Source organism: Pseudomonas sp. CP4 (assembly GCF_047758505.1).
GTDB lineage: Bacteria > Pseudomonadota > Gammaproteobacteria > Pseudomonadales > Pseudomonadaceae > Aquipseudomonas > Aquipseudomonas fluorescens_AO.
Map to the genome: position 1 here is coordinate 4,416,289 of NZ_CP180489.1, position 14,525 is coordinate 4,430,813.

The following is a 14,525-nucleotide window of genomic DNA, read 5'->3' on the forward strand; positions in this document are numbered from 1 at the left end:
CAGCCTCAAAGATTCTTAGAGCTTGTGCACAGGAATTTGCGACTGCTGCGCAGCCGAGCGGGGATAAATCCCCTCGCCACAGGGCTTGGCGCAGCATTCAGACCGGAAGGTGAATGCCGAAGGTGTTCATGCCCCGATCACTGCGCACAAACACATCCCCGCCATGCATCAGCGCAATCGCCTTGACGATGGCCAGCCCCAGCCCGTGGTTATTGCCGCTGTTGCTGCGCGAGGCATCGACCCGATAAAACCGTTCGAACAACCTCGGCAGATGCTCACTGGCAATCGGCGTCCCGGGATTGGCCACGCCAATGCTCACCTGATGTTCTTCAACTTCGATGTGCACCTCGATCACTTGACCCGGTTCGGTGTGCTGCACCGCGTTGCTAAGTAAATTGATCAGCGCGCGACGCAGATGCGCGACCTCGATCTGCACCTGCGCATCGCCGCTGACCTGCACTTCAACCTGCGCGTCTTCAAGGATGAAATCCAGATAGTCCAGCGTCGTTGCCACCTCATCAGCCAATGACGTCGAGGTCAGTTTGGTTGCCTTGTTGCCCTGATCGGCGCTGGCCAGAAACAGCATGTCGTTGATGATCGAACGCAGCCGTTCCAGCTCTTCGAGATTGGATTGCAGCACTTCGAAATAGTGTTCGGCGGAGCGCCCGCGAGTCAGCGCGACCTGGGTCTGGCCGATCAGGTTGGTCAGCGGCGAGCGCAGTTCATGGGCGACGTCGGCGTTGAACGATTCCAGCCGCGAATAGGCCAGTTCGACCCGTTCCAGGGTCGAGTTGAACGACTCGACAAACTGTTCCAGTTCCGGCGGCAGCGGCGACAGGCGCAAGCGTCCGGCGCGCAGCGGTGGTGCCAGTCGCTGGGCTTCCTGCGACAGTTTGATCAACGGCTTCAGACCGATTCTTGCGACCCAATAGCCCAATGCCGAGGCCAGCAGCACGCCGAGAATCGCCAGACTGATCAGGGCGATGAGCAAGTGATGCTGGGTCTGATGCAGCGTCTCGGTGTCGATGCCGATCATGAAGCGCAGCGGCGGGCGCTGATCCTTGGCCGGGAACTGACTGACCAGCACTTTCAGCGGGTACGGTTGATCGGGCAGTTGCAGATCGTGCATGCCCAACGGGCCATTGATGGCGGCACGAATTTGCGGGGTGAGATTGCCGTACTCGTAACGCGGATCGCCGCTGCTGATCCAGAAGCTGATGCGCTTGTCTTCCTCGCCGAGCAGCTTGAGCTTGTTGTAGATCTTCACCCAATGCTCCGGCGTGCCGTAACGGCCTACGGTGGATTCGAGCACGCTGTAACGCGCATCCAGCTCGGCTTCGGGCAACAATCCCAGGCCCTTGTCGACCTGCTGATACAGCGCGCCGCCAATCAGCAGAAACACCAATAGCGCCACCAGCGTGAACATTCCGCTGAGTCGCAGGGCAATCGAGTTACTGGACACCACGGCTCTCCAGCACATAACCCATGCCGCGAATGGTGTGCAGCAGTTTTTCGTTGAATGGCCCGTCGAGCTTGGCGCGCAGGCGTTTGATCGCGACTTCGACGACGTTGGCGTCACTGTCGAAATTGATGTCCCAGACCATCTCGGCGATGGCGGTTTTCGAGAGAATTTCGCCCTGACGCCGGGCGAGGACGCTGAGCAGGGAAAACTCCTTCGCGGTCAGGTCCAGGCGTGTGCCGGCGCGGGTGGCCTTGCGGCTGATCAGATCGATCCACAGGTCGGCGATGGTCACCTGCACCGGTTCGTGGCCGCCGCTGCGGCGGGTCAGCGCTTGCAGACGGGCGACCAGTTCGAGGAAGGAAAACGGTTTGCCGAGGTAGTCATCGGCGCCGTCGCGCAGGCCTCTGATGCGGTCTTCGACGCGCTCGCGGGCGGTGAGCATGATCACCGGGGTCTGCTTGCGCGCACGTAATGCGCGCAGTACGCCGAAGCCATCGAGCCCCGGCAGCATGACGTCGAGGACGATCACCGCGTAGTCGCATTCCAGCGCCAGATGCAGACCTTCGACGCCGTCGCGGGCAAGGTCGACGGTGTAGCCCTGTTCGGTCAGGCCGCGGTGCAGATAATCCGCGGTTTTTTCTTCGTCTTCGATAATCAGAACGCGCATGACCGCCTCAGTCTGTGGTCGCCAGTGCCGTTGCGGGCGTTGGGGCTGGTGGGTGTGAGTGCCGGTGAAACAGCCGCTCGAGCCATAAGTATATGACCGGCGTGGTGAACAGCGTCAGCATCTGGCTGACCAGCAAACCGCCGACCACGGCAATGCCCAACGGCTGGCGCAGTTCGGCGCCGGTGCCGTAGCCGAGCATCAGCGGCAATGCGCCGAGCAGGGCGGCGAGGGTGGTCATGATGATCGGCCGGAACCGGGTGATGCACGCCTCGAAAATCGCTTCTTGCGCCGGCAGACCGCGCTGGCGCTGCGCCTCAAGGGCGAAGTCGATCATCAGGATGCCGTTCTTCTTGACGATGCCGATCAACAGCACCAGGCCGATCAACGCCATGATCGAAAAGTCCTGGCCGCAGATCCACAGCATGATCACCGCGCCGAGGCCTGCCGCTGGCAAGGTCGAGATGATCGTCAGCGGATGGACGAAGCTCTCATAAAGCACGCCGAGAATGATGTACACCGCCACCAGCGCCGCAAGAATCAGCCACGGCTGGCTGGCCAGCGAACTCTGGAACGCCTGCGCCGCTCCCTGGAAATTGCCGCTGATCGCGGTGGGCATGCCGATCTCGGCCTTGGCCTGATTGAGCAGAATCACCGCATCGCCCAGCGCCACGCCGGGGGCGAGATTGAACGACAGGTTGGCGGCGGGAAACATGCCGTCATGGGCAATCGACAGCGGGCCGATGGTTGGCGCGTCAAATCGGGCCAGGGCCGACAGCGGCACCATCTCGCCACTGAGCGGTGAGCGTAGGTAGAAATAGTTGAGGCTTTCGGCCTTGCCACGCTGTTTGGTGTTCAGCTCGAGAATCACGTTGTACTGGTTGACCTGGGTCTGGAATTCATTGATCTGCCGTTGGCCGAATGCATCGTACAGCGCCTCGTCGACATCGCTGGCGGTCAGGCCGAAACGCGCGGCGGCGCTGCGGTCGATGCTGATGTGGGTGATGCTGCCGCCCAGTTGCAGATCGTTGGAAATGTCGCGGAACGCCGGATTGCTGCGCAGTTTTTCGGTCAGGCGCTGGGTCCAGGTAGCGAGGGTCGCGCCGTCGTTGCTCTTGAGAACGTATTGGTATTGCGCACGGCTCGGCCCGGAGCTGAGGTTGATGTCTTGGCCTGCGCGCAGATACAGGACGATGCCGGGGACTTTCATCAGTTGCGGGCGGATGCGATCGATGAACTGGCTGGCGCTGACATCGCGATCGCCACGTTTTTTCAGAGCAATCCAGAAGCGCCCGTTGGCGATGGTCTGGTTGCTGCCGGACACCCCGACCGAGTGCGAGAACGCCTGCACCGCCGGATCGGCTGCAACGATTTCGGCCATCGCCAAGTGTTTTTTCACCATGTCGCCGTAGGAAATGTCCGCAGCGGCTTCGGTGGTGCCGAGGACAAACCCGGTGTCCTGTACCGGGAAGAAACCCTTGGGAATGAAAATGTACCCGGCGACCGCCAATGCCAGCGAAAGCCCGAACACACCGATCATCAGTTTCTGATGGTCGAGGGCGCGACGCAGGCCCTTTTCGTACCAGCCGAGCAAGCGCTCACTGAAACCGGGTTTAGCATTGGCGTGATGTACCGGCTTACGCATGAACAGCGCGGCAAGGGTTGGCGCCAGCGTCAGCGACACCACCACGGAAATCATGATCGTCGAAGTCGCGGTCAGGGCGAACTCCTTGAAAAGGCGCCCGACCACACCGCCCATGAACAGCAACGGAATGAATGCCGCCACCAGCGAGAAACTGATCGAAACGACGGTGAAACCAATCTCACCGGCCCCCTTGATCGCCGCCTCGCGCATATCGTCGCCGGCCTCGAGATGGCGATGGATGTTTTCAACCACCACGATCGCATCGTCCACGACGAAGCCGACCGCGACGACAATCGCCACCAGCGTCAGGTTGTTCAGGCTGAAGCCGAGCACGTACATCAGGGCAAAACTGGCGATCAGCGAGACGCCGAGCACCGCCGAGACAATCAGCGTCGCCGACAACTGGCGCAGGAACAGCGCCATCACCGCGACCACCAGCAAGATCGCGATGAGCAAGGTGATTTCGACTTCATGCAGTGAGGCGCGGATGGTCTGGGTGCGGTCAATCAGGGTTTTCACCTGTACCGAGGCCGGCAGCATCGCTTCGAGGCCGGGCAGGGCGGCCTGAATGCGGTCGACGGTTTCAACGATGTTGGCGCCGGGCTGGCGGAAAATCACCAGATTCACACCGGGGCGATCACCGGCCCACGCCTGCACGTAGGCATCTTCCGCACCGTTGACGACTTTGGCGACATCGCGCAGGTGAACCGGGGCGCCATCCTTGTAGGAAACAATGAGCTGGCTGTAGTCCTCGGGGTGGAACAACTGGTCGTTGGTCGACAGCGTGGAGATGCTCGATTCGCCGTACAGCGCACCTTTGGCCAGATTGAGGCTGGTTTGCTGGATCGCCAGCCGAATGTCGGCCAGCGTCAGGCCGATGGCCGCGAGTTTCTCCGCCGATGCTTGTACGCGAATCGCCGGGCGTTGCTGACCGGTGATGTTGATCTGGCCGACGCCGTCGATCTGGCTGATCTGCCGGGCCAGCAGGGTTTCCACCAGATCGCTGAGCTCGGTGCCGGGCATCTGCGTCGAGCTGACACTGAGGATCAGCACCGGGCTGTCGGCCGGGTTGACCTTCTTCCACGTTGGCAGCGTCGGCATGTTTTTGGGCAACTTGCCGGCGGCGGTGTTGATCGCCGCCTGTACTTCCTGGGCGGCGGTGTCGATGCTTTTATCGAGGGTAAATTGCAGGGTCAGCAGAGTTGAGCCCAGCGCGCTGCTGGAGGTCATCTGGGTCATGCCGGGGATGGCGCTGAATTGCACCTCCAGTGGCGTGGCCACTGAGGAAGCCATGGTGTCGGGGCTGGCGCCGGGCAACTGTGCCGAGACCTGGATCGTAGGAAATTCCGCTTCCGGCAGTGGCGCAATCGGCAAGCGCGGGAAGGCAATTGCGCCGACCAGTACCAGCGCGATGGTCAGCAAGATTGTCGCCACCGGGTGGTCGATGCACCAGGTCGAAATGCCCTTGTGCGAGCTCATGGCTTGGGCTCCGCCTGCACCACTTGCGGCGGTTCGCTCATGACTTGCACGCTCGATCCCGGTTTGAGCCGCGATTGGCCGTCGGTTACCAGCACGTCACCGGCGTTGACGCCTTTGATGATGTCCTGACCGCTGCCCTGATAAACCATCTGTACCGGCACTGCCTCGACCTTGTCGTCCTGCACGCGGTAAACGAAGTGTTGTTCGAGGCCACGCTGTACGACGGTGGGCGGAACCACCAGCGCATCTTTATCCACAGCCGTCTGGATTTTTACCGTCACCAGCAAACCCGGCCAGAGCTTCTGGCTGGCATTGGCGTACTCGGCCTTGGCGCGGATGGTGCCGGTGTTGGCGTTGATCTGATTGTCGATCAGGGTCAGATGACCTTCGCCGAGCAGATTGCCGGTTTCGCCGTCGGTGTCGGCACCGATGTACGCCTTGACCGGTGCGCGTTGCGGATCGCTTATGAGGCTTTGCAGGGTCGGCAGCAACTGCTGCGGCAGCGAGAACTCGACGGCAATCGGGTCGATCTGGGTAACGGTGAACAGGCCCTGGGTGTCGGTCATGCGCAGGAAATTGCCTTCATCGACCGTACGAATACCGACGCGCCCGGTGACCGGGGAGCGGATCTGCGTGTAGGACAGCTGCACCTGCGCGGCATCGATCGAGGCCTGATTGCCTTGCGCCGTGGCTTTGAGCTGATTGACCAAGGCCTGTTGCTGGTCGAAGGTCTGTTTCGACACGCCGTCGTCGACGCTGAGCAGTTTGTAGCGCTTGAGATTGACCAGCGCGACCTGCAACTGCGCCTGACTCTCGCCCAACTGCGCCCTGGCCTGGTCAAGGCTGGCGCGGATCGAGCGGTCGTCGATGGTGGCGAGCAGGTCGCCAGCTTTGACCAGTTGGCCTTCCTTGACCAAGATCTTCGTCAGGATCCCGTCGATCTGCGGGCGCACCACTACGCTGTGGAGCGAGAGTACGGAGCCGATGCCGCTGGTATAGCGCGGCACGTCTTTGGCGCTGACCGTCACCACCCGCACCGGAATGGCGGTCGGTGTAGCCAGTTTGGTCGGCGCCGGTTTCAACGCGAACCACAGGCCGGCGGCTGCCAGCAGAATCAGGAGAGTGGCCAGCAGGATTTTGTTTTTCTGGATGGACATGCGCGGCGCCGAAGTCTGGAGTTTGGGCAGATTGGCCAGTTATAAACCGGTCAGGCGGTCGGCAGGGTGACGGCTGGCTGTCAGGATTGTCAGTTTCCGACGTTAATTGCACTGGCTGCGATTGCCGTTGAGTTGATAAGTCCCTAAAAGGGACCTATCGTTCCCTTTTTGAGACTCTTTGGCGAGCCAAGTGGAAAACCTTCTTTAAGCGAAGCCCTGTTCACCGCCACCCAGCAAAAAGTGTTGGGATTGTTGTTCGGCAAGCCTGACCAGACGTTCTACGCCGTAGTGGTGTACTGAAAGCGGAGCCACCTGACCGCAAGGAGTGTGAAGGTCTGATGCGCTCGGCTTTGGACAGGCTCAAGGATGCGCACACTTGCACACTGTCGTTTTCCAGCCGGTTCGATTTGGCCTACAACGCCGCTCATGCGCTGGCGCTGACAGCTCTTCGCTTGAGTGGCTATCGATCGGACAAGCGCTATCTGGTATTCCAGTCCTGATCCATACCACTCAAAGCAGCAAGGTTCAGGTGCGATTGTTTGCGCTGTGCCATGAGCGGCGCAATCTCGCCGAATACGAAGGCTATATGGATGAAGATGACGCGCTTCTTGAGCAGTTGCTGGAGAGCACCTCGCAATTGTTGAGTGACGTTCAACACCGCATGAACTGAAATATCATCACGCAGTGACAGTGCCTGGCAGCCGTTCAGCGCATCCCGCAAATCTTCAGATGCCGAGCCAGGGCGCACAGGTATACTGCGCGCCTTTGCGGCTCACTGATCGGGCCGACTTTTTGTTCCCGGAGCTTTTATGACTTCCCCGACCCAACCGCCGGTAGACGACGCTGTGAGCGACGTCCCGGCTGAAGTGGCTGACACCAGCGAAACCAAGGCCGAGATCCCGGCGTTCAAGTTCCCGTTCAAACCGGGCGAGCTGGCTTCGGCGAAAGGCTCGAATCAGCCGTGGTACAAGAATGGCGCGAAGAATGGCCACACCAAAACCCCGGGCATGGCGCCGCCGGGCACGCGTCGGTCGATGGGCAAGCGCTGACATCGGAAAGTGATGGTGCTTGTGCTGGCCTCTTCGCGAGCAGGCTCGCTCCCCCATTGGATTTGTGTAGAACCCAAACCTGTGGGAGCGAGCCCGCTCGCGAAAGCGACATCCGCTACAGCACAAATATCAGATCAAGCCGCGCGCAATGAAATAAACGCATATGTCTGCGCCGGTTCCGTCACCACCTGCCCCCCGGCTGCCAGCACTTGCCCGGCGACATCATCGCCGGACAAATGAAACAGCCATTCACTGGTTCGCGCCGCCAGCGGTTGCGCGCTCACCTGGTCGATCACCGCTGCAAACGCATCCATGTTCGGCAAGTACGCTGTAAACCCGTCGCCCTTGAGCGCCGTGGTGCGTATCCCCAGCGTTGCGCAGATCACATCCTTGAGTCTGATGTCATCCCGATCCGCCTGACGCGAACGCTGGATCAGCTCAACCAGTTCCCGATCAACCAACTCACCCCCCACGATGAGCTCTGGCCCCTGTTCCCAGGACTCCGGCGGGCAATCCTTGGCAGCCGGATTGAGCGGGATGTGGGGATTGATTTCCGCCGGGTAAATCCGGCACACCAGCGGGCGGCGCTCGTAGATTCGGCAGCGCTGGTCGTCGTCAAGATTCCGGCAGGGGCCGACGTTGTACGCGGCAAAGGTGATCGCCACATGAGCATCGGCAGTGCCACTGCGCACTACCGCGGAACGGCGCTCGGCATGTTCGCGCTGCTGCGCCGGCAGGCCCAGACCATTGCCGAGAAAAGCCTCGACCAGCACGATTACCTGACCGCCATCCGCCGCCCACATACGGGCTTCGGCCAGCGTCAACGGGACATGATGGTCGGTGCAGCACTTGCCGCAACCTACGCAGGAAAACCTCGTATTCATTGAGCGATCTTTCTTCAATCAGGACGTGAGACGACGGCGGAAAACCATCGCACAGAACCGGATCGAAGCAAGGACTGCGCCACTCACTGGGATTTGGCGACCGGACGAATCGAATCCCACTCGGTGACGTACGCGGTTTTCGACTGTTTGTTGTACAGGCACAGCTCGCTGCCTTGTTGGCCTTTCATGTGTTTTTGCGGGTATTGGCCTTGCAGCAGAACGGCTGTGTAGCCGACGCGGTCATCGAATTGCGCGGGGTTGCCGACCGGTTTGACGTTTTTCAGACCGCTGGCCTTGGTGCAACTGGCGAGCACGGTCTTGTCGTAGGCGGCCCAGGCGTCGGGGCTGGAGGCGTGGGCCTGGGAGGCGAGGGCGGAGAGGGTGAGCAGGGCCAGGGTGATGGCTTTCATGGTTGGGGCATCCTTGGTTATGGCCAAGCTTGGAGTATGCCTGAAGGATGGAAGTTGCCTGTGCCGGCGCCATCGCGAGCAGGCTCACTCCTACCATTGAAATGCGTTCCAAAATGTAGGAGTGAGCCTGCTCGCGATAACGGAGGATCAGTCGGCGACCAACTCCCGCCGAACCAAGTCCATCCCGACACTCTCATACAACCGCCGAGCCCGCAGGTTGTCCTCCAGAACCCTTAAATCGACATACCCCTCGCGCCGCTGTTGAAAGACGCTGAAGGCATGCAGCAACAACGCCCGCGCAAGCCCCAGGCCCTGCATTCGCGGGTGCACCACCAGATTCTTGATATAGGCACTGGTCCAGCATTGCGCCACGCCGACCACGCCACCGGCATCGCAGGCAACGAAACACAACGAGGGATCGTATTCGGGATCGCTGACAAACCGCTGCTGCCATTCCTCGAGCGGCGGCACTCGACCGCCACCTTCCAGCTGTCCGAGCTGCATCAACTGATGCACTGCCGGCGCCAGTTCCTCGCGGTAGGCGGACCACTCAATCCCGGCAGGCCACTGCGCATCCGGCACCGCTTCACTCAAATCGCGGCGCAGCAGAAAGCAAAACGCTTCGGCCAAGACTCAGTGCCCGTTGGCCGCGACGTGCTTGGCGGCTTCGATCAGGCGTTGGGTCAGTTCCGGCGAGGAGAACTTGGTCAGCACCGCGTTGGCACCGGCCAGTCGGGCCTTTTCACTGTTCATCGCGCTGTCGAGGGAGGTGTGCAGCAAGACGTACAAGTGAGCGAAATCAGGGGTTTCGCGCAGCGTGCGGGTGAAGGCGTAGCCGTCCATCTCGGACATTTCGATGTCGGAGACGATCAGATTGATCTGCTGCGCCGTGCCCTGCAGGTCGAGCAGGCAGTCGATGGCTTCCTTGGCACTGCGCGCGGTGTGGCATTGCAGGCCGAGGTTGCGCAGGGTGTGCACCGACTGCTGCAGGGCAACCTGGCTGTCGTCGACCACCAGAATGCGCGCGTTGCCGAGCACTTCGGCGTCTTCCATGGTCAGGTCGGTCGGCGCCATTTCGATCTGCGCCGGGGCGATGCTGTGGATGACTTTTTCGATATCCAGCACCTGCACCAATGTGCCGTCCACCGAGGTCACGCCGGTGATGTAGGCGCGCGAGCCGCCGGAGCCGAACGGTGGCGGCTTGATGTCGGTGGTCAGGCAATGGACGATCTTGCTCACCGCCTGCACGTGCAGACCCTGCTTGGAACGGCTGACATCGGTAACGATCAGGCAGCCACCGTTAGGATCTTCCAGCGGCCGCTCGCCGATCGCGCGGCTGAGGTCGATCACCGACAGCGATGCACCGCGCAGCGAGGCGATGCCTTTGACGTGCGGGTGCGACTCCGGCAGCTTGGTCAGCGGCGGGCAGGGGATGATTTCACTGACTTTCAGCAGGTTGATCGCCATCAGCTTGCCGCTGCGCAAGGTAAACAGCAGAAGCGAAAGTGAATCTGCGCGGGCTTTGGTGGAGGACATAAGAACCTTCTGTGAATGGGCGAGAGTGGAAATCGCCAGAAACCTTTGATGCCGGGTTATCGGCGTGAATGGGGTGGGCTTTAGGCTATTGGCGCTTCAGCTTTTCATCCCCAGGCGCTTCGCCATCCGGCCAAGATTCGCTCGATCCACCCCCAACTCCCGCGCCGCACTCGCCCAGTTATTCTGATGACGCTCCAGCGCTGCGCTGATCAACCGCCGCTGAAACTCGTCGGTGGCGGTGCGCAAGTCACCACCGATCATCGGCATCACATTCGCCAAGTCTGCATTGGCAGGCGCAGCCACGTTATCCACAACCTCGCGGGGCAAATCCAGATCCGCCGCACTCAGGCTCAGAATCTTCGGCCGCACCTTGCAATTACCTAGCGCCTTCAGCGCACTGCGACCGATCAAATGCTCCAGCTCACGGACATTGCCCGGCCAGGTGTAAGCGAGCAGCGCCTCCTGTGCATCACTGTTCAAACGCAGGCTATTGAGGCCCATGCGCGAGCGGTTCTGCTCGAGAAAGAAGCCACTGAGCAGCAACACATCACGCCCACGATCGCGCAGCGCCGGCACCCGCAGCGGATACACGCTCAAACGGTGGTAGAAGTCGGCACGATAGCGACCGCTGCGCACTTCTTCGGCCAGATCGCGATTGGTCGCCGCAATCAGGCGCACATCGACCTGATGCTCCTTGTCCGAGCCCAGGCGCTGCAACTGCCCGCTCTGCAATACACGCAGCAACTTGGCCTGGACCGTCAGCGACAGCTCGCCGACTTCATCGAGGAACAGCGTGCCGCCATTGGCCAGTTCGAACTTGCCGCGACGGTCGCTGGTGGCGCCAGTGAAGGCGCCGCGCACGTGGCCGAACAGTTCGCTTTCCACCAGCGTGTCGGGCAGGGCGGCGCAGTTGAGGCTGATGATCGGTTTGTCGGCGCGCGGGGAGGCGGCGTGGATGGCCTGGGCCACCAGTTCTTTACCGACACCGGTTTCGCCGGTGATCAGTACGGTGAGATCGCTGCCGCCGACCAGATTGATTTCTTCCACCAGACGTTTATGCGCTTTGCTCTGGCCGATCATTTCGCGGTGCTGCTGGCCGCTGGCCTGGCGGTAAACCTCGGCGCGTTGATGTTCATCTTCGGCGCGGGTGGCCAGACGTTCGATGCGTTCGGCGGCGTTGACCGTGGCCGAGGCGAGGCTGGCGAAGGCTTGTAGGGCGTCAAGTTCGATCGGTTCAAAACGCTCGGGATCGAGCGCATCGAGGGTGATCAGGCCCCAGAGTTTTTCATCGACGAATAAAGGACAGCCGAGGCAGTCGTGTACTTCGAGGTGATCGTCGAGGCCATCGACCAAACCGTCATAGGGATCGGGCAGGTCGCTGTCGGCGGCGAAGCGCGTCGGCCCGGTGCCTGCGAGCAATATTTCAAAGCGCGGGTGTTCGCTGACTTTGAAGCGCCGGCCGAGGGTATCGGTACTCAAGCCATCCACCGCCAGCGGCACCAGTGACTCGCCGTCCAGACGCAACAACGCGGCGGCATCGCAGGGCAACAAGGCGCGCATGGCTTCGAGCAGGCGCCGGTAGCGCTCGCCTTCGGGCAGTTCGCGGGACAGGTCGGCAACCAGGGGCAGCAGAGCGGTAAGCAGGGATTTGGCGGTCATGGTTTTTTGTAGTCAAAGAGACAAGGTGTAGTCGAGATGACTATACGTTCATCTGTGTCGAAATGACTATGCAAATTTCAACCAGTTGAATTCAAAGGATTAATTAGTTGGCATGAAAGCTGATACCGCTAAGGCAATCTTTCAAGAAAGCGCAGGAGTCACCCTTATGCTTAGCGTCCAGGATCGTGCCATCGTCAAATCCACCGTGCCTCTGCTGGAAAGCGGCGGCGAGGCGTTGATCACGCATTTCTACCGCATGATGCTCTCCGAATACCCAGAAGTACGCCCGCTGTTCAATCAGGCGCACCAGGCGAGTGGCGATCAGCCCCGTGCCTTGGCCAACGGCGTGCTGATGTATGCCCGGCATATCGATCAGCTCGACCAGTTGGGTGACCTGGTGGCGAAGATCATCAATAAGCACGTTGCCCTGCAGATTCTGCCGGAGCATTACCCGATCGTCGGCACTTGCTTGCTGCGCGCCATTTCCGAAGTGCTCGGCGAAGAGATCGCCACGCCTGAGGTGATGAGTGCCTGGGGCGCTGCGTACGGGCAACTGGCCGACATCCTGATCGGCGCGGAAACCGCGATCTACGACCAGAAGGAACATGCCGTCGGCGGCTGGCGCGGTGCGCGGGAATTCATCGTCGCGGCGAAAGTGCAAGAGAGCGCGGAAATCACCTCGTTCTACTTCGAACCGGCAGACAAAGGGCCGATTCTTGCGGCCGAACCGGGTCAGTACATCGGCATGAAACTGATCCTCGACGGCGAAGAAATCCGCCGCAACTATTCGCTGTCGGCCCTGGCCAATAACGGCCAGTACCGCATCAGCGTCAAGCGTGAACCGAATGGTCGCGCGTCCAACTACCTGCATGATCAACTGCACGTCGGCTCGAGCATTCAGCTGTTCCCGCCGTCGGGCGAATTCACCCTGGCGGCCAGCGACAAGCCGCTGGTGCTGATCAGCGGCGGCGTCGGCATCACCCCGACGCTGGCGATGCTGGAAGCCGCGCTGGCGACCGAACGTCCGGTGCACTTTATCCACTGCGCGCGCAATGGCAGCGTCCATGCGTTCCGTGATTGGGTCGATGGGCTGGCGGCGCGTCATCCGCAACTCAAGCGCTTCTATTGCTACGCCGAAGAAGACGGCGTGAGCCCGGCGGCGGACAGGGTCGGTATGCTCAGCGAGGAATTGCTTGGCGAGTGGCTGCCGGCGCAGCGTGATGTCGATGCCTATTTCCTTGGCCCTAAAGGATTCATGGGCGCGATCAAGCGGCACCTGAAAGCCTTGGGCGTGCCGGAGAAACAGAGCCGCTACGAATTCTTCGGGCCGGCTGCTGCTCTGGAGTGATCTGAAACCGAGTTGTCTCGTTTGCGAGCAGGCTCGCTCCCACAGGATTTGCGCCCGACGCAGATCCATTGTGGGAGCGAGCCTGCTCGCGAATCTCCTGCGCGCCGCAAAGCCAGGTTGGTTAATCATTCCTTAACCGCTCTATCGTTTATTGCCCCGGTGTAGACTTGCGACAATTCCAGCCGCCGGCCGGCTGGACCATGGACTTACAAGGGAAAGGCAATGAGCGAGGAAACGATGCGGTTGGGACGTGAGCGGCGCTATCTGGTGCTGCTGGGGATCATCTGCCTGGCGTTGATCGGCGGCGCGTTGTACATGCAGGTCGTGTTGGGTGAGGCACCGTGCCCGCTCTGCATTCTGCAGCGCTATGCGTTGTTGCTGATTGCGCTGTTCGCCTTCATCGGCGCGGGCATGCGCAGCCGTCGCAGCATCACCGTGTTCGAGACGCTGGTGGTGATCTGTGCGCTGGCCGGGGTCGCGGTGGCCGGGCATCACGTCTATACGCAGTTCTATCCGGCGGTAAGTTGTGGCGTCGATGTGCTGCAGCCAATTGTCGATGATTTGCCGCTGGCAAAGATCTTCCCGCTGGGCTTCCAGGTTGACGGTTTCTGCTCGACGCCGTATCCGCCGATCCTCGGTCTGTCGCTGGCGCAATGGGCGCTGGTGGCGTTCGTGCTGGTGGTCATTCTGGTGCCGTTGCTGACTTCGCGTAATCGAAAAGCGCTGCGCTGAGTCAACTTCTCGGCAGAGCTGCCGATAAACAAAACGCCCCGATTTTCGCTGATGAAAATCGAGGCGTTTTGCATTTCAGGGTGTTTGTGAAAACACCGTGACGAACGGCAATGAAGTGTGCGGCAAGTGTGCGACATGTTGTCACACACGGGCTGTCGCAGAGGCTGGCGAAGCGGCAGATTGGTCGCCTGTTACATAAAAACATTGGCCAGTTTCAACGTTTTCGGGCTTCAGAACGGATGTGCCAGATCAGGCAATTTTAACAGGCGCCGGCATGTGGGCGAAGCCCTTGGAACATCGGGCTTTGCGCCGAACAGGCGCCTGTAGAGAGCCCGCGGAACTGTCTGATTTGAGGCGGTTACGCTTGCGGATTTTGCCGCTTTCATTGAGAAACGCTTTCGATAACTTGCGCAACTTTTGCAAAAATGGCGATGGATTGTTGCTCTGAGTGATAAAAATTATTTCGGGATAAGACATGGTGTATAGGGCGCTACCTATCT

At 60.6% G+C, this 14,525-nt stretch carries 12 protein-coding genes and 1 pseudogene; 4 read left to right on the forward strand and 9 right to left on the reverse strand.

What is annotated here, in order from left to right; genetic code table 11:
• Positions 1 to 97: 97 nt before the first annotated feature.
• The 4 genes from ACMYUN_RS19895 to ACMYUN_RS19910 are packed head-to-tail and all read right to left on the reverse strand — an operon-like array spanning position 98 to position 6,407.
• Positions 98 to 1,462 (reverse strand): heavy metal sensor histidine kinase, encoded by a 1,365-nt coding sequence (locus ACMYUN_RS19895; protein WP_415761537.1) that lies wholly within the window; start codon positions 1,460 to 1,462, stop codon positions 98 to 100.
• Positions 1,452 to 2,129 (reverse strand): heavy metal response regulator transcription factor, encoded by a 678-nt coding sequence (locus tag ACMYUN_RS19900; protein ID WP_039761394.1) that lies wholly within the window; start codon positions 2,127 to 2,129, stop codon positions 1,452 to 1,454. Before ACMYUN_RS19900 ends, ACMYUN_RS19895 begins: the two co-directional genes overlap by 11 nt.
• Positions 2,130 to 2,136: 7 nt before the next feature.
• Positions 2,137 to 5,250, reverse strand: coding sequence for a multidrug efflux RND transporter permease subunit (locus ACMYUN_RS19905; RefSeq protein ID WP_415761540.1), 3,114 nt, complete (start codon positions 5,248 to 5,250; stop codon positions 2,137 to 2,139).
• Complete coding sequence (locus ACMYUN_RS19910; protein ID WP_415761541.1) at positions 5,247 to 6,407, reverse strand: efflux RND transporter periplasmic adaptor subunit; 1,161 nt, start codon at positions 6,405 to 6,407, stop codon at positions 5,247 to 5,249. Before ACMYUN_RS19910 ends, ACMYUN_RS19905 begins: the two co-directional genes overlap by 4 nt.
• Before the next feature lie 296 nt (positions 6,408 to 6,703).
• Between ACMYUN_RS19910 and ACMYUN_RS19915 the strand changes: the two are divergent.
• Positions 6,704 to 7,077: pseudogene (locus ACMYUN_RS19915) on the forward strand (hypothetical protein).
• A 139-nt stretch (positions 7,078 to 7,216) separates the two neighbouring features.
• Positions 7,217 to 7,456: a hypothetical protein gene (locus ACMYUN_RS19920; protein ID WP_039761398.1), complete on the forward strand. Its 240-nt coding sequence runs from the start codon at positions 7,217 to 7,219 to the stop codon at positions 7,454 to 7,456.
• Between the two features lie 134 nt (positions 7,457 to 7,590).
• Here the strand turns inward: ACMYUN_RS19920 and ACMYUN_RS19925 are convergent, their stop codons facing one another.
• The 5 genes from ACMYUN_RS19925 to norR form a co-directional block, all read right to left on the reverse strand.
• Entirely contained in the window at positions 7,591 to 8,340 is a 750-nt protein-coding gene (locus ACMYUN_RS19925) for a YkgJ family cysteine cluster protein (RefSeq protein ID WP_415761543.1), read from the reverse strand.
• An 83-nt stretch (positions 8,341 to 8,423) separates the two neighbouring features.
• Positions 8,424 to 8,750, reverse strand: coding sequence for a hypothetical protein (locus ACMYUN_RS19930; protein WP_415761544.1), 327 nt, complete (start codon positions 8,748 to 8,750; stop codon positions 8,424 to 8,426).
• A 147-nt stretch (positions 8,751 to 8,897) separates the two neighbouring features.
• Positions 8,898 to 9,380 carry a GNAT family N-acetyltransferase gene (locus ACMYUN_RS19935; protein ID WP_415761545.1) on the reverse strand — a complete coding sequence of 161 codons (483 nt, stop codon included), beginning with the start codon at positions 9,378 to 9,380 and terminating at the stop codon, positions 8,898 to 8,900.
• 3 nt (positions 9,381 to 9,383) lie between these two features.
• Entirely contained in the window at positions 9,384 to 10,286 is a 903-nt protein-coding gene (locus ACMYUN_RS19940; RefSeq protein ID WP_016773296.1) for a chemotaxis protein CheV, read from the reverse strand.
• Positions 10,287 to 10,382: 96 nt separating this feature from the next.
• Entirely contained in the window at positions 10,383 to 11,945 is a 1,563-nt protein-coding gene (gene norR / locus ACMYUN_RS19945; RefSeq protein WP_415761546.1) for a nitric oxide reductase transcriptional regulator NorR, read from the reverse strand.
• A 166-nt stretch (positions 11,946 to 12,111) separates the two neighbouring features.
• Between norR and hmpA the strand changes: the two genes are divergently transcribed.
• The gene (gene hmpA, locus ACMYUN_RS19950; RefSeq protein ID WP_039761403.1) at positions 12,112 to 13,293 is read left to right on the forward strand and encodes an NO-inducible flavohemoprotein; all 1,182 of its coding nucleotides are present in this window, start codon (positions 12,112 to 12,114) and stop codon (positions 13,291 to 13,293) included.
• A gap of 222 nt (positions 13,294 to 13,515) precedes the next feature.
• Positions 13,516 to 14,025: a disulfide bond formation protein B gene (locus tag ACMYUN_RS19955; RefSeq protein WP_039761404.1), complete on the forward strand. Its 510-nt coding sequence runs from the start codon at positions 13,516 to 13,518 to the stop codon at positions 14,023 to 14,025.
• Positions 14,026 to 14,525 lie beyond the last annotated feature (500 nt).